The 22,705-nt window shown below is 31.1% G+C and carries 20 protein-coding genes; 6 read left to right on the top strand and 14 right to left on the bottom strand.

What is annotated here, in order from left to right:
* Positions 1-45 precede the first annotated feature (45 nt).
* Both AWE51_RS03270 and AWE51_RS03265 read left to right on the top strand, forming a co-directional pair.
* Positions 46-2,886 (top strand): gluzincin family metallopeptidase, encoded by a 2,841-nt coding sequence (locus AWE51_RS03270; RefSeq protein WP_066309412.1) that lies wholly within the window; start codon positions 46-48, stop codon positions 2,884-2,886.
* A gap of 177 nt (positions 2,887-3,063) precedes the next feature.
* Positions 3,064-5,478, top strand: coding sequence for an alpha-ketoacid dehydrogenase subunit alpha/beta (locus AWE51_RS03265; RefSeq protein ID WP_066309408.1), 2,415 nt, complete (start codon positions 3,064-3,066; stop codon positions 5,476-5,478).
* A 1-nt stretch (position 5,479) separates the two neighbouring features.
* On the opposite strand, the gene AWE51_RS03260 is transcribed toward AWE51_RS03265, so the two are convergent.
* Genes AWE51_RS03260 through AWE51_RS03250 form a run of 3 tightly spaced genes read right to left on the bottom strand, consistent with a single transcriptional unit; the run spans position 5,480 to position 7,879 of the window.
* Positions 5,480-6,103 (bottom strand): hypothetical protein, encoded by a 624-nt coding sequence (locus AWE51_RS03260; protein WP_066309405.1) that lies wholly within the window; start codon positions 6,101-6,103, stop codon positions 5,480-5,482.
* 58 nt (positions 6,104-6,161) lie between these two features.
* Complete coding sequence (locus AWE51_RS03255) at positions 6,162-6,986, bottom strand: hypothetical protein (RefSeq protein WP_066309403.1); 825 nt, start codon at positions 6,984-6,986, stop codon at positions 6,162-6,164.
* Positions 6,987-7,036: 50 nt separating this feature from the next.
* Complete coding sequence (locus tag AWE51_RS03250; protein ID WP_198403790.1) at positions 7,037-7,879, bottom strand: 1,4-dihydroxy-2-naphthoyl-CoA synthase; 843 nt, start codon at positions 7,877-7,879, stop codon at positions 7,037-7,039.
* Positions 7,880-8,049: 170 nt separating this feature from the next.
* Between AWE51_RS03250 and AWE51_RS03245 the strand changes: the two genes are divergently transcribed.
* Entirely contained in the window at positions 8,050-8,490 is a 441-nt protein-coding gene (locus AWE51_RS03245) for a hypothetical protein (protein WP_066309401.1), read from the top strand.
* A gap of 7 nt (positions 8,491-8,497) precedes the next feature.
* Here AWE51_RS03245 and AWE51_RS03240 read toward each other — a convergent pair whose 3' ends face one another.
* The 6 genes from AWE51_RS03240 to AWE51_RS03215 form a co-directional block, all read right to left on the bottom strand.
* Complete coding sequence (locus tag AWE51_RS03240) at positions 8,498-9,451, bottom strand: ion transporter (RefSeq protein ID WP_066309399.1); 954 nt, start codon at positions 9,449-9,451, stop codon at positions 8,498-8,500.
* Positions 9,452-9,568: 117 nt separating this feature from the next.
* Positions 9,569-10,402, bottom strand: coding sequence for a CvfB family protein (locus AWE51_RS03235; RefSeq protein WP_066309396.1), 834 nt, complete (start codon positions 10,400-10,402; stop codon positions 9,569-9,571).
* Positions 10,403-10,571: 169 nt separating this feature from the next.
* Positions 10,572-10,913: a DUF2853 family protein gene (locus AWE51_RS03230; protein WP_066309394.1), complete on the bottom strand. Its 342-nt coding sequence runs from the start codon at positions 10,911-10,913 to the stop codon at positions 10,572-10,574.
* Between the two features lie 105 nt (positions 10,914-11,018).
* Positions 11,019-12,740: a 2-succinyl-5-enolpyruvyl-6-hydroxy-3-cyclohexene-1-carboxylic-acid synthase gene (menD, locus tag AWE51_RS03225; protein ID WP_066309390.1), complete on the bottom strand. Its 1,722-nt coding sequence runs from the start codon at positions 12,738-12,740 to the stop codon at positions 11,019-11,021.
* Between the two features lie 55 nt (positions 12,741-12,795).
* Positions 12,796-13,878, bottom strand: a complete 1,083-nt coding sequence (locus tag AWE51_RS03220; protein WP_066309387.1) for a chorismate-binding protein — start codon at positions 13,876-13,878, stop codon at positions 12,796-12,798.
* A gap of 1 nt (position 13,879) precedes the next feature.
* The gene (locus AWE51_RS03215) at positions 13,880-14,305 is read right to left on the bottom strand and encodes a PaaI family thioesterase (protein WP_066309385.1); all 426 of its coding nucleotides are present in this window, start codon (positions 14,303-14,305) and stop codon (positions 13,880-13,882) included.
* Between the two features lie 88 nt (positions 14,306-14,393).
* Here AWE51_RS03215 and AWE51_RS03210 point away from each other — a divergent pair, with 88 nt between their 5' ends.
* Genes AWE51_RS03210 through AWE51_RS03200 form a run of 3 tightly spaced genes read left to right on the top strand, consistent with a single transcriptional unit; the run spans position 14,394 to position 16,455 of the window.
* Positions 14,394-14,957, top strand: coding sequence for a TetR/AcrR family transcriptional regulator (locus AWE51_RS03210; RefSeq protein WP_066309378.1), 564 nt, complete (start codon positions 14,394-14,396; stop codon positions 14,955-14,957).
* A 3-nt stretch (positions 14,958-14,960) separates the two neighbouring features.
* Entirely contained in the window at positions 14,961-15,809 is an 849-nt protein-coding gene (locus tag AWE51_RS03205) for an alpha/beta hydrolase family protein (RefSeq protein ID WP_066309377.1), read from the top strand.
* 16 nt (positions 15,810-15,825) lie between these two features.
* Positions 15,826-16,455, top strand: coding sequence for an alpha/beta hydrolase (locus tag AWE51_RS03200; RefSeq protein ID WP_066309369.1), 630 nt, complete (start codon positions 15,826-15,828; stop codon positions 16,453-16,455).
* 32 nt (positions 16,456-16,487) lie between these two features.
* Here AWE51_RS03200 and AWE51_RS03195 read toward each other — a convergent pair whose 3' ends face one another.
* The 5 genes from AWE51_RS03195 to AWE51_RS03175 form a co-directional block, all read right to left on the bottom strand.
* The gene (locus AWE51_RS03195) at positions 16,488-17,651 is read right to left on the bottom strand and encodes a leucine-rich repeat domain-containing protein (protein ID WP_066309359.1); all 1,164 of its coding nucleotides are present in this window, start codon (positions 17,649-17,651) and stop codon (positions 16,488-16,490) included.
* Between the two features lie 128 nt (positions 17,652-17,779).
* Entirely contained in the window at positions 17,780-18,895 is a 1,116-nt protein-coding gene (locus AWE51_RS03190) for a helix-turn-helix domain-containing protein (protein ID WP_066309356.1), read from the bottom strand.
* 22 nt (positions 18,896-18,917) lie between these two features.
* Positions 18,918-19,298: a nuclear transport factor 2 family protein gene (locus tag AWE51_RS03185; protein ID WP_066309353.1), complete on the bottom strand. Its 381-nt coding sequence runs from the start codon at positions 19,296-19,298 to the stop codon at positions 18,918-18,920.
* Between the two features lie 65 nt (positions 19,299-19,363).
* Positions 19,364-19,876 carry a DinB family protein gene (locus tag AWE51_RS03180; RefSeq protein ID WP_066309350.1) on the bottom strand — a complete coding sequence of 171 codons (513 nt, stop codon included), beginning with the start codon at positions 19,874-19,876 and terminating at the stop codon, positions 19,364-19,366.
* 105 nt (positions 19,877-19,981) lie between these two features.
* Positions 19,982-22,567, bottom strand: coding sequence for a phosphoenolpyruvate carboxylase (locus AWE51_RS03175; protein ID WP_066309349.1), 2,586 nt, complete (start codon positions 22,565-22,567; stop codon positions 19,982-19,984).
* Between the last annotated feature and the right edge of the window lie 138 nt (positions 22,568-22,705).

The raw sequence follows: 22,705 nt of genomic DNA, 5'->3' as shown, positions 1-22,705 counted from the left end.
TTCTTCTTATCTATTATTAATCAATTTTTCTAATATATAAAAAGAGTGAATCTCGCTAAAATATATTATTCCGTAATTGCATTTTTTATATGCTTTGTTACTCATAGTCAACATAGTATTAAAATTGATGCAAGTCTTGATACCGAAAAAAAGATAGTATCAATTGAGCAAGAAGTTGTATTTACCAATACTTCTGAGCATGTATTAAAAGAAGTGTTTTTTCATGACTGGGCAAATAGTTTTGCAGGTAAAACGACCCCCTTAGGAAAACGATTTTCTGAAGATTTTTTGAAACGATTTTACTTTGCAAAAGATCATGAACGAGGTAGCACAATCATTCAAAAAATTAGCGATAACGCAACTAACGCCTTACAATGGAGTCGACACGAAGGGATAGCCGATATTATCAAAGTAATATGTACTAAACCTTTACTTCCTGGAGAGAGTCAAACATTTATTTTAAAGTATCAGATAAAAATTCCAAGTAGTAAATTTACTCGATATGGGTATCATGACAACGGTAATTTTGATTTAAAGTATTGGTACATTGTTCCTGCCGTATATGACACAAAATGGAATATCTATAGTCATAAAAATCTAGATGATCTTTACATGGAACTAAGTGATTATGAAATCGTTTTTACAGTTCCTGAAGAATACCATGTGGTAAGCGAATTAACTCAGAAAGAAATAGCTAGAAATTTACCTGAAGAAGAAGACCAAAATTTAAAAATTATAACACTTAGTGGCGAGAATCGAGGAGAAATAAATTTACATATAGGGAAACAGCCCAGTTTTTATAGTTTTCCTGCGGGAGATTTTATATTCATTAGCAATATAGACGATAACAATCTAATGCCAAAAATGAAATCTGTGGCTACAGAAAGGATTTTAGATTTCTTAAAGAAAAAACTAGGGCCTTATCCATATAATAAGATTGTTATTTCTGAAAGTGATTATAAAAATAATCCTGTTTATGGCTTAAACCAATTACCTGATTTTTTAAGACCATTTCCCGATGGCTTTCAATATGAAATTAAACAACTCAAAGCCATTACAGAAACGTATTTGGATAAAACATTATTGGTAAACCCCAGGCATGATACATGGATAAAAGATGCTTTACATATTTATCTAATGATCTCGTATACTGAACAGTTTTATCCCGATATGAAAATAATCGGTAAACTAAGCAAGGTTATTGGTATACGCTGGTTTCATATAGCAGATTTAGATTTTAATGATCAATATTTTTTAGCCTATAAAAATATGGCTAGATTATTTTTGGATCAACCCCTGTCGACTCCACAAGATAGCTTAGTAAAGTTCAACAAAAATATTGCTAATGCATACAAAGCTGGTGTAGGATTTAAATATCTAGAAGATTATCTCGAAAATGATAATGTTTTAGATGAGACTATAAAAGAGTTTTATTCCAAAAATGTACTTAAACATACGAGTTCTGAAAAATTTAAAGACATACTTCAATCTATAGCGCAAAAAGACGTAGAATGGTTTTTTAAAGATTTTGTAAACACAAACAAAAAACTGGATTTTAAAATCAAATCTGTAAAAAGAAAAAAAGACTCTTTAGAAGTTACCATAAAGAACAAAAAAGAGAATAGTATGCCTATCTCTTTATATGGATTAAGAAAAAAAGATGTTGTATCCAAAACATGGGTTACGGATATCGTAGGAACTAAAAAAGTCATGATACCTAATGATAACATAACCAAACTAGTATTAGATTATGAGCAAAATGTTCCCGAGATTAATAGAAGAAATAATTATAAAAATTTAAAATGGATACTCAATAAACCTATCCAGTTTAGATTATTAGAAGATGTTGAAGACCCTAGGTATAGCCAAATATTTTTTATTCCTGAGTTTGAATTTAATGTATATGATGGGTTTACTATAGCTTCAAAATTCTACAATAGTACAGTGATAAGACGTAACTTTGAATACAATATATCACCTGCTTATGGATTTAGGTCACAAAAAATACTAGGCTCGGCTGCTTTCTTTTTTAGAAATCAAATAGCAGAACATGGACTATATCAGATTCGTTATGGTGTAAATGGAAGTATGTTTAGCTATGCTCCCGATTTATTATTTAGAAGGTTTTCTACCTCTGTAAGCTTCAATTTTAGACCAAAAGATTTAAGGTCTAATGAAAATCAACGATTAACGATTAGAAATGTAAATGTTTTTAGAGAGAGAGATGAAATAAATCCCGTTGTAACTCCAGATTATAATGTTTTTAATGCCAGATACGGCTATTCAGATTTCAATCTTACTGATTTTTTAGGATACAGTTTAGATTATCAAGTTTCCAAAAATTTCAGTAAACTTTCTACAACAATAAACTATAGAAAATTATTCTTAAACAATAGACAGTTAAACTTACGATTGTTTGCAGGAGCGTTTGTTTTTAATGATACAGAAAAAGATGGTGACTTTTTCAGCTTTGCGCTAGACCGCCCTACAGATTACTTGTTTGATTATAACTATCTAGGAAGAAGTGAAGATACAGGATTTACAAGTCAGCAAATTATTTTAGCAGAAGGTGGATTTAAGTCAAGACTGGATTCCCCGTTCGCAAATCAATGGATTACTACATTTAATGCCAATACGAATATCTGGAATTGGATATATGCATATGGAGATGCCGGTATTGTTAAGAACAGAGGAGAATCTGCCAAATATGTTTATGATGCTGGAGTAAGATTAAGTTTAGTTGCTGATTTTTTTGAACTCTTTTTTCCAGTGGTATCAAACAAAGGATGGGAAATTGCACAACCAAATTATGACGAACAGATAAGATTTATTATTACGTTAAGTCCCGAAACGCTTATTGGACTTTTTACTAGATCATGGTACTAAAAATTGCAAATGTGAAAATTTTGAGCATTTGTTAATCAATACTTAAAATATTACTCAAAAACGATGATTTATCAATAAAAATCCACTTTTGATGTATTATACTCAAAACATTTAAGAGTTTAGCACTTGCAATTGGTCTGTATTTTGACTAAATTTGCAAACCTAAACTTCGTTCGTATGCAACCAGAAATAGTAAGCTCATCTAATATCTCATTTGAAGAATATAGAAATCAAATACTTAAAGATTACAAAATTGCAACTATAAGTAGAGAATGTAGCTTATTAGGCCGAAGAGAAGTACTAACAGGAAAATCAAAATTCGGAATATTCGGAGGCGGTAAAGAATTACCACAATTAGCAATGGCTAGAGTATTTCGCAATGGAGATTTTAGATCAGGGTATTATCGTGATCAAACTTTTATGATGGCCATTGATCAATATACAATTGAGCAATTTTTTGCTGGTCTCTATGCACATACCGATATAAACAAAGAGCCTTTTGCTGCAGGTAGACAAATGGGAGGGCATTTTGCCACGCATAGTCTAAATGAAGATGGCAGCTGGAAAAATCTTACGCAACAAAAAAACTCAAGTTCTGACATCTCCCCCACTGCTGGGCAAATGCCACGATTACTTGGTCTTGCACAGGCATCTAAAGTTTTTAGAAACGAAAAAAGTGTCTCTGATTTTTCTGATTTTTCTGTAAATGGAAATGAAGTAGCTTGGGGAACAATAGGTAACGCAAGTACTAGTGAAGGATTATTTTGGGAAACTGTAAATGCAGGTGGCGTACTACAAGTACCTATGGTTATAAGTATTTGGGATGATGAATACGGTATTTCTGTACATGCTAAACACCAGACTACAAAAGAAAATATTTCTTTAATCCTTGAAGGCTTTAGACGTGATGAAAATCATGAAGGATATGAAATTATAAAAGTTAACGGATGGGACTATGCTGCATTAATGGATGCCTATGAAACCGCTGAAGAGTTAGCTCGTGAAAAACATATTCCTGTAATTATACACGTTAAAGAACTAACTCAACCTCAAGGGCATTCTACTTCTGGATCTCATGAAAGATACAAAAGTGAAGAACGTTTAAATTGGGAAAGAGAGCATGATTGCAATAAGAAATTCAAAGAGTGGATCATCGATCACAATATTGCTACTACAGAAGAGCTTCTAAATATTGAAAAAGAGGCTAAAAAAGCCGTGCGTAAAGGCAAAAACACAGCATGGAACGCATATCTTTCTGAAATTAAAAATGAGCAAACAGAAGCCATTACTCTTCTTAAAGCTGTTGAAGGAATAAGTAAAAATAAAAATTTCATATCCCCACTAATAAGCGTTCTTGAATCAAAAGAAGAGCCTATTAGAAAAGATATACTAGAAGCTACAAGAAAAACACTTCGTTACATCACTAAAGAGAATTTTATAGAAAAAACCAATTTACAAAATTGGATAAATAGTTATATAAAAACTACGCAAGGAAAATATAGCGATCATTTATATAACGATTATGATTCTAAAGTGATAAATATTAACGAGGTTAAACCAGAGTATGACGAAAACTCTGAATTAGTCGACGGAAGAATCATCATTCGTGATAATTTTGACAATATATTTGATAGAGTTCCTGAAACACTAATTTTTGGAGAAGATAGTGGTAAAATCGGAGATGTAAACCAAGGATTAGAAGGGTTACAAGAAAAATTTGGAGAAATTAGAATTTCTGACACTGGTATTCGTGAGGCTACAATAATAGGTCAAGGAATTGGTATGGCCATGAGAGGACTTAGACCCATTGCAGAAATACAATACTTAGACTATATTTTATACTGTATACAGGGACTAAGTGATGATCTTGCAACATTAAGATATAGAACTTTTGCTAAGCAAAAAGCTCCTCTAATTGTTAGAACGAGAGGACATCGATTAGAAGGAATATGGCATTCTGGATCGCAAATGGGAGGACTTATCCATTTATTAAGAGGTATTCATTTACTTGTACCTCGAAATATGACTAAAGCAGCAGGTTTTTACAATACACTATTAGACAGCGATGAACCAGCAATAGTTGTAGAATGTCTTAATGGATATCGTCTTAAAGAAAAAATGCCTGCTAATTTGCCAGAAACAAGAACTCCAATTGGTATCGTTGAAACAATAAAAGAAGGTACCGATATTACTTTAGTTTCATATGGATCTACATTAAGGTTAGTAGAACAGGCTTCAAAAGAGTTATTAGCGGTTGGAATTAATGCCGAAATTATAGATGTTCAATCTTTACTCCCTTTCGATCTTAATCATGATATCGTAAAGAGTGTTGCCAAAACAAATAGAATTTTGGTTATTGACGAAGATGTACCTGGTGGTGCTACTGGTTATATTTTACACAAACTAATCGATGAGCAAAATATATATCAATATCTAGATAGCAAACCTCAAACATTAAGTGCACAGCCACATAGGCCTGCATTTGGTACCGATGGAGATTATTTTAGTAAACCATCTGTAGAAGACATTTTCGAAAAAATATATGATATAATGCATGAGGCTAATCCAGAAAATTATCCAAAACTAAGATAATTTACCGGTAATCCTCTATTCGAATACGTTTACCATCTTTATAAGATATAACGAAGATTCGTTTATCTAATATTCCAGACTGAATCAGTGTTTTTCTGAAATCTTGCGCTTCCGATAACGTTTCAAAAATACCTAAACTCAGTTTGTACAAAGATGCATCACTATACACCAAGGTATTGGTAAATTTCTGAGAAATTGAAGATATTTTCTTATTGTTAGCAGCTTTAATTTGAACAGAAAATACCGTGTCTCTGCTTATTAAACTTCTATAAAGATATAAGTCTTGTATTTCTTTACTCGTAGCTTTTTCCTTTTTAAGGATCTCCAATTCATTTTTTGCAATATTTAACTCATTTTGTAATGCTAAAATTTCTTGGGCATACTTACTATTAGCTTGTGATTTTTTAGAAGTAGATTTATTAGAATAAAAGGCATTTGCTATTAAGAATACTGCTAATAACAAGAAAACAACAGAAAAGGATCCAAATAGTCTATTTGATTTTCTTGTTCTCCTTAACTTTTCTGCTTCTATTTCAAGAAGATCTTCCAATTTTTTTTGTTTTATCTCGGACTTTTCTATCTGATAATGTAATGATAGTAAATCCTCATCTTTAAGAACTTTCATGGTTGGGGGAAATTTATGAAGTTTTATGTTACACTAAAGATTATAAATCATACAACGCTTAAAGGAGTTTTTGTTGAGATATTTTATACACAATATCATTATTGGTTTCTAAGATTAAAACAGGTTGGTCTAAAATAATCTTTTGAAAAGCTTTTAATGGAAATCCATTAGATATTTGATTAATTTTATCAATCTTCACTCTCACTTTATCGTCCAGTTCCAGAATTCTTGATGATGAATTCTTGTTATGAATATAATAATTATTATACAAAAAATACAATGTATCTCCCTTTTTATCAATATCATACTCAGCTTCTCCGTATTCTTTTGCTTTTTTCACAGCTAACCTTCCTTTATAAAACTCTATAAAGTCTACTTCAACAAAAATGGCATCGTTACTTTTAAAAGCCTTTTTAACATAACCGTATTGCCTTTTAAATTTACGCTTTGATTTATTTAGAGAATCCTTATCTGATCCAATACTATCATTAGCTACTACAATTCGCGAACCTGAGCTATCATACATATATACTTCTGAAGAATCCTTAGTACTATTCATTTCTTCAGAGATTCCTTCTTTTAGTTTTTGTACTTCTTGTTGTAATGAATCATTAATCATAAGAAGCTTCTTCATTTCATTAGAGTTTTCAACAGATGGTGCATCTGAAGGAAAAATCATATTATTTTGAATCAAATAAAAACTACCAGCAATCATAAGCAAAATTAGCCCGATTATAAGCACGAAATACATATTTCTAATACGCTTACTCTTCTTTAAATCTTCTGAAATAGACTTAAGACGATCTTCAAATTTTTGCTGCTTAATATCAGTTTTTTCAATCTGATAATGCATTGACAACAGTTCTTCTTCTTTTTTATCCATTTTATAAACAGTTATACTTTTAACAAAAAGTAATTAAAAGCTATTTACAATTAAGGCTGCCACTTTATATCCTTAAAATTAGGTTTTCTTTTTTCTAAAAAAGCATCTCTTCCTTCTTTTGCTTCATCAGTCATATAGGCTAGTCTCGTTGCTTCTCCTGCAAACACTTGCTGTCCGACCATACCATCATCGGTAAGATTCATTGCAAATTTCAACATTTTTATAGAAGTAGGAGATTTTTCTAATATTTCTTGCCCCCACTCATAGGCTGTACTTTCTAGGTCTTTATGAGGGATTACAGCATTAACCATTCCCATTTCATATGCTTCTTGAGCTGAATAATTTCTTCCTAAGAAAAATATTTCACGAGCCTTTTTCTGTCCTACCATTTTTGCTAAATATGCTGACCCATACCCACCGTCAAAGCTAGTTACATCTGCATCTGTCTGCTTAAAAATTGCATGTTCTTTACTAGCAAGAGTAAGATCACAGACAACATGTAAACTATGTCCTCCTCCTACTGCCCATCCAGGTACAACTGCGATCACAACTTTAGGCATAAACCTTATAAGTCTTTGTACTTCTAAAATATTCAATCTATGTCTTCCATCATCTCCAACATACCCCTGATGCCCTCTCGCCTTTTGGTCTCCTCCACTACAAAAACTATATACTCCATCTTTTGTAGATGGCCCTTCTGCAGACAATAAAACAACACCTATTGACGTATCTTCCTGAACATCATAAAAAGCATCATACAATTCACTTGTTGTATTAGGTCTAAAAGCATTTCTAACATTTGGTCTATTAAATGCAATCCGTGCTACACCATTTGCTTTTTTATAGGTTATATCTTTATACTCTTTTACCGTTTTCCAATCTATTGAACTCATTATACTATTATTTTTTCACAATCAAAAATACTACAATATAGCTTACCACACCACATCAATCACAAGGCAAATCTAAGAAAATCATAAAATTTTGTGTTTTTTTAGGTTTACAAAGAAGATTTAGCATAGTTTTTGATATAATTTTATATATTGATAGAATATTTATAATTATGAGAGGTTTTTTAGTTGTACTAATAGGGTGTTTTTGCAGTATTTCTTATGGACAAGAAACAAAGAGTAAATCTATTATTATAGAAATAGAAGATATTCAGTTAGAGAAACTAGGTGCTCCTTTGTCTTTTATAACAGAAAACACTCCCGAAACCAGCAAGTACCAACTACAAAAGGTAGATCTAAGTATTGACCTGCGTGAGCAATATCTTAGAAAAAAGAACAAGGTTACAACAATGTATTTACCAGAAAATAAATTTGTTAATGCTAAATACAATGTAGCAATACCACAACCTCAAACAAAAAGAACATCATTTAGTATATCAGGAAATGGTTACGGTAATTCTAACACCAATTCTAGCGGTATAAAAAATATTGCTTATAAAGATGCTTCCCTATATAGCGGAGCTTTCTGCCCTATTACTGGTTTGGCATATTAATTTTCTTTTAAGACTCACCGTTACTATAATATTTGGCATTTTCTTTTAAACTTGAATTTGATTTTTCTTCATCGTAGAGATGTGTTAATACTCCTAGTTCTTCTTTTATAGAATCAACCTTATCTATTAATAGTTTCATTTCATTTTCGAGATTCGTGCCATTCTCTTCATTCTTACGCTTTACTTTAGCTTTCATTTCTATCTCTGTTTTAGTTTCATCCATTCCGTTCACTATCACTCCAATAAAAAGATTAAGAACCACCATAGTACCTATTAAAACAAAAGATACAAAAAACATGGACGCCAAAATAGGAGAGCTTTTGGGATTGACACATAATGCTTCGTTACCATCATATCCATATGAATCACACCCATACATATTGATATACATGATATCTGTCCAATCTTCTAAAGTAATCACCCTAAAAAGAGACAGTATACTTCTCTGCAAGTTTTCAAAATGAATTGGGTCATTTTCTCCAAATAAGAATACAGCCATAGCACCATATATATAAAACAACATACCTAGCAATAAACTGATATAAGCCATAGATGGTATACTTCTTAATAGTGCACCAACGATTAACTGTAACTCTGAAAGTGCAGTAATTAATTTAAAAACTCTAAGAATTCGAATTAGCCTGAGTACAGGAAGAAACTCTGCATTATCTCCTAAAAATGGCCCAATATAGCAGGCAACAACTATAAAAAAATCAAATAAATTCCAGGGATCTTTAAAATAATTTTGAGGTTGACTTCCTTCTGCTGTAATTTTTATTAGAACTTCAACAGTAAAAATGATTAAAATTATCCAATCAAGTTTATCAATAATAGTTGTCCAGTGCGCAACTTTTTCACCATAAGTTTGTATGCCTACCAAAACTCCGGCAAGTAAAATAACAACAATTATAAAGTTTTGGAACCACTTAGAATCTGCAATTTTTTTGCATAGTAAGACCATTAGAAATAAAAGGTTAAGTTGTTGAAATTATTTAGTTTGAGAATATAAATTTAAAAAAATAAATCATTTATGAATTTATAGTCAACTACTTAAACAAATTTCAGTTCCTTTTATTGCTTATTCTAACAATCGTATTCCATCTTTTTCTATTGAGATTTTTCTAGCTTTATATAGTGTACCAATTGCTTTTTTAAAACTCTTTTTACTCAATTGAAAAACAGCTTCAATATCTTTAGGGTCTGATTTATCATTTAAATCTATAAAACCGCCACTTGACTCTAATTCTTTTAAAATTTGCTGAGCATTAGGCTCAATACCTCTAAATCCGTGTCTTTGAAGGGTAATATCTATTTTTCCATCGGGACGAACCTTTTTTACAAATCCTTTTAACTGATCTCCCACACTTATTTTTTGGAAAATCTCGTCGCTATAGACTAACCCAAGGTATTTTTGGTTTACAATCATATTCCACCCTTGAGGAGAAGGATGAGATGCTATTAGGTCTACCTCGTCAAAAGGTGATAATAATACTAAAGAATTATCAAGAAATTTATTTGTTTTACTAGAAGCAAGCAACCTATTTGTTTCTTGATCTAAATAAACATACACAAGGTACCAACTACCTTTTCGCATCTTTGATGCCTGCTCTTTAAAGGGCACAAAAAGATCTTTTTCTAAACCCCAATCTAAAAACGCCCCAATTTCAGCAACACTAGTACATTTTAAATAAGCAAAAGATTTTACTGTTGCATAGGGTTCTAGTGTAGTAGCTACAATACGTTCAGAACTATCTAAATATACAAATACCTTAATTTCATCTCGAATTTTAAATTCTTCAGGAACATATTTATTAGGCAATAAAACTTCATCTCCTTCTTCATCACAGAGATAAATTCCTTGATCTCTTTCTCTTACTACTTCTAAAGTATTATATACGCCAAGTTTTAGCATTTCTTAAATTTTTGTGCAAAGATACTTTTTTAAAATTATGAATACAGATAAGACTCATGTTTTTAATTTATCCTAAAAATTGATGGAGTAAAAAGAAACCTCGGTAGTTTTATACTACCGAGGTTTCTTTTTCACAATAAATTGCTACAATCTAGGGCACTTATATCCCCTATTTGTATACAGATTCTTTTTTGAAATGTTTTGTCAAAAGATAATAAACAACAGCTCTGTACTTATTGCGGTTAGATTTACCATAAGCATCGATAACTGAAGCAATAGCCTCGTCTAACTTAGCTCCGTCTGCAAGACCTAACTTTTTAATAAGAAAATTTTTCTTTACTGTTTCCAATTCTTTTGGATCACTACCAGATACTGTAGCTGCATCAGCATTATAAATTGATGGTCCGCATCCTATTGTAACTTTAGTTAATAGATCCATATCAGGTGTCTGACCTATTTTATCTTTGATGTCAGCAGCGTACTTAGTGATTAGTTCATCTCTCTTACTCATAAGGTGATTATGTTTTAGGTTATTAGTTAATTATTACTTGTTTATCCAAAGATAGATGAAATATAAATGAATAAATAACTAATAAAGTATATCCAACATTGCTTATTAGATGAAATGCTTAAAATAATCGATTAAAGTACTGTCGTTTTCTTTTCTAGGCGTAAAAATCTCTAATAATTGAGGTACATTATTATTTTGATACAGCAATTGCATCTTTTCTCTAACCTCTTCATTATCGCTTGCGCTATGATATTTAAAACCATACATTTTACATAAATGTATCGCTGTAAGATTATGAGTCGTTTCAAAATATGTACTAAAATTTGTATTTTCTTCTTTCCCAGGCAGTATTCTAAAAATGCCCCCTCCCTGATTATTTATTATAATAATTTTAAAGTTAGAAGGGATGTAATTATTCCATAAAGCATTACTATCATAAAAGAAACTTAAATCCCCAGAAATTAAAGTAGTTGCCCCAGATATTAATGATGCTCCTATAGCTGTCGATGTACTGCCATCGATACCACTAGTACCTCTATTGCAAAATACTTTAAATGACGGTTTTAATGAAAATAACTGGGCATAACGAACAGTTGAGCTATTACTCAATTGTATCATTTGATTCTCTGGAATTTCACTGAATAGTGTTTCAAAAACTTTAAGATCACTAAACACAATATCGTTAAGATATATTTTATGCTTATCTCTTCTTTGATCTCGAATAGAAATCCATTTTGATTTATAAGTACTTTTTATGGGTAATGTATCGGGTAAAAAATCTTTAAAAAAAGAATTAGGTTTTAGTTTTATATGCTCTGTTAAACAAAAATATGTATCAAACGCCTTTTTATCATCTACATGCCAATGTGATTGTGGTTGGTATTTTCTTAAAAAAGCTTTAATACGTTTAGAGACCACCATTCCTCCTATTGTTAATAGAACATCAGGTTGGAGTTCTTCAAACTCTTCTGCCGATAAAGATGTTATTAACTGGTCAATACAATTAATATGACTCGAATGATAAATATTTGATGTAGTTTCTGTTAAAACCAAAACAGAAGGATCTTTTGCTAATAACTCTATCCATTCTAGGTCTACTACCTCTGGCGAGTTAACCCCTATAAGGATCATTTTACGTTTTGATGTGCTCCATAAATCTACCATTTCTAAATGAACATTTTTTGCAATATGATGTTCTGGATATTCAACCGGTATATTTTTAGGAAACACAGAAGGTTTGGTTATTTTATCATACAAAGGTTCATAAAAAGGTACATTAATATGAACAGGTCCCTTTTGCTCAATTGCCTTATTTAAAGCGAGGTTAATCTCTCTCTCGTTATGCTTTTGCGCTTCATGTTGCTTTTGCTGGACTTTAATATCATCAATTTTTTTCTCTGTTACAATCTCTGAGTAAAGATTTGCAGAATACAAAATATGATTTTCGAATACATTTTTTTGTCGTATGGTCTGACCATCCCCTATATCAATGCGTTCTATCGGTCTATCTGCACTTAGCACCACTAAAGGGATATCACTATAAAATGCTTCAGAGATCGCAGGATAATAATTTAACAAAGCACTACCAGATGTACAAACCAATGCTACCGGTTTTTTTATCTGTTGCGCGATTCCTAATGCAAAAAAAGCTGCACAACGTTCATCAACTATACTATAGCATTTCATGTCAGGATGCTCGCTAAAACCTATAGTTAATGGAGCATTTCTTGATCCTGGTGAAATAACAATATGATATATATCTTTAGCCTCACATAAAGAAACAATGGTTTGTGCTAAAGGGATTTTTGAATATAAGCGTGTTTTCATTCGAAAAGCTAAATTACAATATCATACTAATTTACACTAGCGTTTTTGTAGTAATTTACAACAAAACATTTTTCATTGTTTCGGTTTTTCTTACGGTTTCTTCCCATTCTAATTCTGGAATAGAGTCTTTTGTAATTCCTCCTCCTACATAAATACTTGCTTTATTTTCCGAAATAGACATACATCTAAGATTAACATATAAATTTGATTGCATCTCCTCGTTTGAGGCAAAACTAATCTCTCCCAAAAAGCCTGTATAATACTTTCTATCATAACCTTCTTCTTTTAAGATAAAAGACTTGGCATTATCTTTAGGCAATCCACAAACAGCTGGTGTTGGGTGTAACACATTGATAATATTATGAAATTGTGGTATCATTTCATTACTTATACCGCCTTGAATATCTGTTCGCAAATGTAATAATGTACCGGCCTTATGGGTATATCTTTCAGAAGATGAAATATTCTTTATCACTGATGAAAGTTGTTTTAGTACGAAATCAGTAACCATTGCTTGCTCTTCTTTCTCTTTATCCCCCCATTGTACATCTATCGTATCTATATATGGTTGTGTTCCAGCTAAAGCCATTGTGTGAAAGCTCCCTTCTTTAGTTTCAACCAGTGTTTCTGGAGTAGCTCCTAACCAAAGCCCTACTTTAGGATGATACCAACAATACACAAAGGCATTAGGATATTTATTCAACAGTTTAGAAAATACATCTAACAAATTATTATTAGTAAAATCAACTTCTTCTTTACGTGATAGTACTACTTTTTTTAAAATACCGGATTTAATTTCTTGAATACCATTATTTACTAATTTAATGTGCTCTTGTTTAGAAAGATCATTAACTGTTCTATTTTCTCGAAAACTATCAATATTCTCAGGCGCAACTAATTTAGCTAAGGCGCACTGGTAATGTTCACTATTTTTAACAGGAATAAGAATTGATTTTGATTTGTTATCAAATGGTGCAAAAACAAAACCAGAAGTATCATAAGAATCCATTTGATGTAATACATCATTCTTTTGTAAAAGACATTTTAATATATCTTCACCCGGTTTACGATAAACTACAAAAGGTAATTTGTCTTGGTATTGTTTATTGATTTTAGTAAAAACATCCTTTATGTTCATACTATTTTCTTTTTGGAAGTGCTATAGTAGTTAATTTTACAATAGATATTAGATTTTCTTCTTCGTCTCTAATTTTAATATCCCATAATTGAGTCGTTCTTCCTTGATGAACTACCTCTGCGCGAGCAAATACATATCCACTTCTAATACTCTTAACATGATTAGCAGAAATTTCTATTCCCCGAATACTAAACTCTTTACTATTCAGAAACATCTGAGTTGCAGCACTACCAACACTTTCTGCCAAAGCCACCATCGCTCCGCCATGTAACACTCCATCTGGTTGATGCACTCGAGGTGTAACTGGCATTTTTGCTATTAAGTAGTCCTTACCTACTTCGCAAAAAGAAATCTCTAGTGTTTCCATAAGAGTATTTTTACACATTTTTGCGCATTGTTCCAACACTTCTTCTTGTGTTAATTTCATAGTGACATAAAATTTTAAGTAAAAATAAACAATGGCACTAAAATATTCTAACTATATTTATTTATTATTTTAACGAACGTTCAATAAAATGCCATCTATAAAAACATCTAAAGAAGAGTTATTGCAAAAAGTCATACCGGTGCTAAGAGTTAGAGGAGTACACAATAGTAGTTTAAGTGCATTGGCTAAAGCATGTAACATTCAAAAGTCTCATTTTTATTATTACTTCAATAATAAAGAAACACTAATAAAAGAAGTATTAGATACAGTGTACAGTTACTTTAATTACAATTTCTCTCGAATTATCAAGAATGATGAGTTAAGTCTAGATCAAAAACTTCTTAAACTAAAACAATTACTGTATAAAGTATTTAGCATATCCGATGGGGGTTGTATTATGGCAAATACCGCATTAGAGACTATCCATCTTGATCCAATTTATAAAACCGAAATACGTCTTTTCTTTCAAGATTTCATTTCAGGAATACAGGTATTGCTAGAACATCACCATTCTTCAAAAGACTCTTTAGTACTTGCAGAACAAATTGTTCAAGATATTGAAGGTGGTATTTTATTAGTGCAAGTGTATGATGACCAAAAATATTTAAAGAATGCTATTTCCAGAATGGAAAAATTAATACTAAACAAATAATTGATGACAACACATACTATCAACTCTTTTGATAATTATCCAATTGTAGTTCATGAATTTAAACCTCAAACTCCGAATCAAAAAACTGTAGTATTCGCCCCTGCTGTTGCTGTTCCTCAAAAATTTTATTTCAATATGGCTAAATATTTAGCTAACAAGGGATGTAATGTATTTACATTTGATTATCGCAGTATTGGTTATTCACGATCACAAAATATTAAATACCTAAAAGATCATGGTTATTTTTCTTGGGCTTTAGATTTTAAAACCATCTCGAAATATGCAAAAGAAAAATTCCCAAATAATCAACAATACATGATTGGGCATAGTTATGGTGGGAACAGTATTGGTTTTAGTGATGCCCATCAATATTATGACAAATACTTAACAATAGCCTCTCAATTTGGGTATTACAAGCATTTTTCTTTAAAGATGAAATTACTTATTCATCTAAATTTTAGGTTATTCGTACCAATCACGACAACCCTTTTAGGATACTATCCCTCTAATTGGTTTGGGCTAGGAAGTCCACTAACTACAAAAACAGCAAAAGACTGGGCTACATTCTTACTGCATCCTGATTCTATGCTGCATTTTACCAAAGGAAACAACACTACATATTATGAAGACATCAAAGCTCCAATGTTATTGATAAGCATTGAAGATGATCTTTTTGCACCAAAAAAATCAGTTGATATTTTAGGTAAACGGGTATATAACAATGCTAACATCACAAGAAAACACATTACGCCTTCGGATTATAATTTAAAAACTATTGGTCATTTTGATTTTTTTAGAATAAAAAATCAAGATATCTTGTGGCCTCTTATAAACGAATGGTTTCAGTTATAAAATCACAATACTAATTATGCAAAAAGAAGCAACATATCAATCTATTAACACCTATGATACGTTAAACGAATTAACTTCTAAAACAAAAAATGTATGGTTGGTATTTCATGGTATTGGATATCTAAGTCGATATTTTATTCGTTTGTTTGAGAGTTTAGACAAAGAAGAGAATTATATCATTGCACCTCAAGCTCCTTCGAAATATTACAAAGGAGAAGATTACCGACGTGTTGGCGCTAGTTGGCTTACCAAAGAAAATACAAAAACAGAAACCCAGAACGTACTTAATTATATTGATGCTGTTGTAGCTGCCGAAAACATACCAAACACTACAAGGTTTGTTATTTTAGGATATTCGCAAGGTGTTAGTATTGCGAGTCGTTGGATAGCCAGTAGGAGAAAGAACTGCCACGCTATTGTAATGATTTCTGGTGGTTTTCCTCAAGAATTGTCCAAAGACGATTTCACATTTATGTCAACAGATACCAAGGTAACACATATTCTAGGAGAAAAAGATCCTTATTTCGAAATAGAAAAGGTAAATGCCGAGAAAGAACGTGTAAAACAAATCATACCACAAATTGAATTTAGAACTCATTCTGGTGGACATGAATTAGATCCAAAAACACTAGTTAATGTCCTCTGATATATTCGATTATCATTTTTTATATTTTATAATTAATCTTTTAAAACCCTACTAGGCTCTGTCTGAAATATTGAATTTATCTCATAAGCTAAATCTTCTACATTTTTCCCTTCTGATTTCATTTTAGAAATTACTATTTTATTCTTTTTCGCTTTTAACGGATTATTAAACAGCATTACATCTGTAAGATTTGTAAGGTGATATAAAGGCCATAAATTGTTTATATGATTTCCTTCTAATGCCAACCATCTTAAATCCGACATATTTGCTACAGGAAGTAAAGATTTTATTTGATTTCTAGAGATCAATAGTTTTTTCATCTTTACTAAATCAACTAAAGCAGAAATATCTTTCAAACTATTATCTCTAAGATCCAGCCATTCTATACTATCCATATTTTTTATAAAAGATAAATCAATTATACTGCAGTTTTTAAGAGTTAAAACTCCAATATTTTTCAATTTTGATAAAGGAGAAAAATTTTTGATCTCATTATCTTCCAAATTTAATTGTACAACATTAGCTAATAGACTAATAACCTCGATATTTGAAATATAATTGTTTCCAAGAATAAGTATTTCTAGCTTTGATAATTTTGCCAATACGCTTATATCTTTCACTTTATTATTCGGGACCCAGATTCCATGTAAATCTACTAATTCAGATAATGGAGATAAATCTTCTAACATATTAAATGCCATATTAAAATGCGTTAGCTCTTTCCAATTTTCTACAACAGATATATTGCTTATTTTATTAAAATTAAATGTAACTCCCTTTAAATGCACAAGCTTATCTAGTTTTCTTAAGTCATATATTTGATTTCTATCCATTGACAAATTCTCTAAATTAACCAGATTTGAGAGTGATTTTACATCAGACACTAGATTTCCATTTAAGCTAAGTTTTTTAAGACTTTTAAGCTCTTGCAAAGGCTCTAAGTCTTCTATTTTGTTGTTATCTAGATACAATGTTTTCAGGTTTTTAGCATATTCTAATCCTTTAAGGTTTACTATTCCTTTTCCGATAGCTACAAATCGTGTTAAAGATTCAAGATCATCTTTAGTGATATCCCCAGTAGGTTTATCTTGAAATTCTCGGATAGCTTTTTCTAAATAAAAATCTGGAATATCTATTTTTTCTGATTTGCTATATACTGCAGATGATGCAATTAATAGAACTACTAGAAAACTCATTCTTTTTTTAAAACTCATTACTAAACTTATCATAACTATATTATTGGTGAGCAAGCAAAGCTATTTTGATATTAAACAGAATTAAAAAGAATTAGGATGAAATATGTTCCAAAATATAATTTGGAACTTTATTTTTGAGAATTCAATGTTTTAAGGTAAGATTTAGGTGTGTGCGAAGTGAATTTTTGAAAAGCGCGATAAAAAGTTGTTTTAGATTTAAAACCAGAATCTTGTGCTAGAGCCAATAAAGTAAACTGACCGCTTGAGTTAGTATCTAATTTATTTTTCACTTCTTCTATTCGATATTTATTAACAAAATCGTTAAAAGACACTTTAAAATCAGTATTAATGATCTTGGATACAACTCCCGTAGTCGTATCTAAATCTTCTGCCAAAATACGCAAAGAGAGATCCGGATTAAGAAACATTTTCTTAACCTCCATCGCTTCTATAATTTTATTAGAAATCGCATTATCAATTACAGGGTAATTACTTACTATAAATTTTGAATAAGAGGCATACCCAATTACTGATATAACATACACTATTATAGAGTAATATATTTTAATAAGAATAGTAAATGAAATTCCTAATAATTCATCCAAAGGGCTTCCTTTCCAATAACCATAAACTTCTCCTATTACAATGGAAACAAGGTCTAAAATAGCACCTGCCATTAAGAAAAAGAATAAATATTTTAACCATTTATAAAACTGCAACTGGTTCTTAGAAAGCCTATAGTTCTTAGCTTTGTTTATTAATTGATAGGCAAACCAAGTATAGATTAAAAGCATTAACAACAAGGAAACATCATGCGCATATTTAATTTGAAAATAATAAAAAGTTAAAGCCACTGCGCCCTTTGCTTCTAAAGAATGATCAATAGTATTAATCCATAATATGATACTATAAATCCAAAATACGAAAGGAAAAACAAGGTGTTTTAGGTCTGGTATACCTATTTTAAAATCTGAAACAAAAACCGATTTAACATACAAAAACAAAAGAGGAAATACAAAAATAGAAAGACGTACAGGTAAAAACATCAGGTTAGGATTATTTTGAATTATTCCTGAATTACCTAAAAATGTAGGCAAAATTGACAATCCTAATACTCCTAAAATCGAAATCAATAACTTATTTTGAATTTGCTTCCTATTTCTTGTTATAAGTATAAGAAGAATCATTACTATACTTTGAAAAATCCCAAAAAGTAAAAGTACACTTGTTAGTGTCAAATTCATTATCGTATGTAATTGTTATAATTTATTGAACTTTACGCAATTCTTTAAGAACATCTCTACTATGGACTGTGTCGTATATTATCGTAAGTTTCTCTATCTTATTTTCTGAATTTAGCTCAATAATATCCACAACCTTAAATTGTACATTTTCACCAGTCTTTAATTTCCAATCATAATCAAAAAGTAAAGAAATTCTATTTGATTGTTTCTCAAAAAATAATCCATCAAATGTTAATATAGATTCAGTGGTATCTGCAGCTAAAGCTTTATAAAAATCTTTTGCAGGCCTAGTACCATACAATGGTGATACTACAAGACCATCGTCTGTAAATAAATCAACTACCCTGTCTATCTCGCCTTTTTCTAAAAAAGAAAGATATTTTTTAGCTACTTGTTCCTTCATTTTCCAATTTAATTATATTGCACCTCTAAGCTACAAAGCTTAGAGGTACAATTTGATTATTTTTTTTACAAATATCGCTCTTCAATAACCTCAAAATGATGTACTTGATGACCTAAAAGAATATAACCTGCTGCTCTTGCACTCATTGGACTACCACTAGCTTCTCCTATCATTCCTAACATTTCGTCTGTAAAGCTTCTAAATAAAGCAATAGAACTATTACGCATAGCTTCAAAATCAGATAGTATATCTTCTTTACTATAATTGTTAGCATTTGAATACGGTACATAGTTATCCTGATCAAATCCAACAATTGGTGTTTTGTCATTTCTAGCAAAACGCAGTGCACGATACGAGAAAATACGTTCGGTATCAATTAAATGTTGCAACACTTCTGCAACTGACCATTTGCCATCTGCATAAGCATATGACCATTTTTCTAAGGGAATAGCATTAACAAAATCTGTAAATTCTTTTTTACCACTTTGTAGGCCTTCTACAATATCAGCATGTGATGCTTTTGATATGTAAGTACCATAATACGGATTGTATTCTCCTTCTTTTACTTGAGATAACATAAGACAAACTATAATAAAAGTTATTGTAATTAAAAATGAGGTAGAAATTTAACAATTCCTACCTCATTACATTATACTCTTAACAGTACTTTATAATTCTCTTCTTTATGCAGAATTACGACTTGCATTTATATTTCCGAATAATGAGCGTGTTACCATTTTCTCATAAACCTCCAATTCATCAACGTCTACATTTCCTCCTCTTTGGATTTCTTGAATTTTCTTGAGCGCATATTGCTGTATCGTAAGTAATGGCAAAACAATATTTTCTCTAATATCAATCGACGCTTTTCCTGCCGGTTCATTTTGCATTAGCTCAGAATAACCAGTCAACTTAAACAACAATCGTTTTGTCAAAAGGTATTCATCATGAATAATATCCCAAAATGCTCCATATTGCTCATCTTCTTTCATATAAGCGGTTAACTCAAAGAATGATTTTGTAAGACTCATCATACTATTACCAACTAAAGTTCTAAAAAACGGAGAACCTTTGTAAAGTGATATTACTTTATCAAATTCGCCTTTATCTTCATATACCTTTAGAGCTGTTCCTACTCCATAAAATCCAGGAACATTTTGTTTTAACTGACTCCAACTACCCACAAAAGGTATTGCACGTAGATCTCCAAAATCTAGAGTTGCACTTTTACTTCTTTTTGAAGGTCTACTTCCGATATTCGCTTTACCATAGTATTTTAAAGTACTCATATGTTCTAAATACGGTAGAAACTTTGGGTGATTTTTAAAGTCTACATAAGCTTGGTAACTTGTATCTGCCAAGTTCTGCATTGTTTCCTTATTCTCTGCAGAAAACAAATTACCCTCATTATTAGTCAATTCGTTTTCTACACCAGCTCCCAGCAACTGTTCTAAGTTATACTGACAGGAATCTAAAGTTCCAAAATTTGAACTAATAGTTTGCCCTTGTACTGTTAATTGAATTTCTTCATCTTCTACTGTTGGGCCAAGTGAGGCATAGAATTGATTTGTATTTCCTCCTCCTCTTGCCGGTGGTCCTCCTCTACCATCAAAGAACACAACTTTTACATCATATTTTCTAGAAACCTCTGTTAGTGCTTCTTTAGCTTTAAAAATCCCCCAATTTGCCATTAAATATCCACCATCTTTAGTTCCGTCAGAGAATCCAAGCATAATGGTTTGTTTCATCCCACGACGCTTAAGATGTGCCATGTAGACAGGACTACTATACAGTGATTCCATTACTTGATGCGCTACTTGTAAATCAGGTACAGTTTCAAAAAGCGGAATAACATCTACAGTAGGTAACTCCCAATCACAAAGTCTAATTAGAGCAAAAGTTTCCATAACGTTAAGCTCATTTCCGTTATTACTAATAATATAACGGTTTGCAGCACGTTCACCATTCTTTTCCTGAATAGTTTTTATCGCATAAATAGATTCTAATGTAGCTCTAGTAATATCTTCTTCAAAAACCGAAGGGTCTAATTTACCGTTTGCTTTTGATAATATTTCAATTTGTTCTTGATCGGATAAAGACTCATAATTTTCAGGAAAAATATTTAATCCTAAAGCAATACTCTTTCTAACTACATCGGTCAATACTTTATGATGAATTCTTGAGTCTTGACGTATATCAAGAGTAGCAAAATGAAAACCAAAGATTTTTACCTTATTAATCAAATTTTGCAATTCTTCTAAAAACAAAGATTGGTGTTCTGCAATCAATTCTTCTTTTACCTCTAATAAGCCATTCATTAACGTTTCAATTGATAATGGTTCTGCTGTTTTTGCGTAGTAAAAGTTGTCATATAATGCCGTCTCTAAGACTCCTATTTTTTCTTGAAGGTTTCCGAAAGTAATCCTTCTCTTAAGATTTCTAATATCCCTGTAATAGTTGATCAAAACAGTTTTACGTAATCTTTTTGCAACTTTAAGAGTAGTTTCTGTGGTTACAAATGGATTTCCATCACGATCTCCTCCTGGCCAAAACCCTAAATTGATCAAATCATTCTCCATATCCTCACCTTCAAAGATATTTTGTTGAATATAATTGTAAATAGTACCTGCAGAGTGATAAAATACATTTTCTAAATACCAAATCAAACTTACAGCTTCATCATATGGTGTTGGTTTTTCCTTTTTAAAGAATGCGGTTTTACCTAATTGAGCCAATAATTTTTTAATTCTTGCAGAATCATTACCTCGAATTGCTTTATCTAAATCATGAATAATCCCAAGAACAGTTCCTGGATAAAATTGTGTGGGATGCGCCGTTAATGTGGGACGAATTTTAAATCGTCGAAGATATTCTTTAAGTTCTTCTAATTGTCCCTTTGCTTGTGCTTCTTCTTTTATACTTCTTAATGTCCCTCTACCATCCATATTATTTACAACTGGAAAAGCGGCATCTTCTATAGCATCAAACAATACTACTTGACGCTCGATGTATTGTATAAACCTAAACAATAAATCATGTTTTTCTTTCTCAGAAGGATTGTCCTGATACAGGTTAAAAAAGTTTTCTACAATCTCTGTTGGATTTTTGTGGGCATCATAGCCTTTTTCACATACTTCGCTAAATAGTGGCAAAAGTACACCTGTATTTGTAATAGTGTCAAACGGCAAAGTCATGAATATACTATTATAGATCTGATACTTTGCCAGAACATTTTCATTAAAACGTTCTATTTTTGGAATTCTAGCCATTTTTGTGGTGGTAATTGTGGTTTGTGGTTATATTTAAATACATATTACAAGAAATAATATAGCTATCAATTCTTTGTTTGTATTTCTTAAACTTAAAAAAACCCTCTAAGAAACTTTCTTAAAGGGTTTATATTATAT

The organism is Aquimarina aggregata, from assembly GCF_001632745.1.
GTDB classification, from domain to species: domain Bacteria; phylum Bacteroidota; class Bacteroidia; order Flavobacteriales; family Flavobacteriaceae; genus Aquimarina; species Aquimarina aggregata.
Note: the sequence above shows the minus strand (reverse complement) of the source record. Positions and strands in the feature narration are given on the sequence as shown.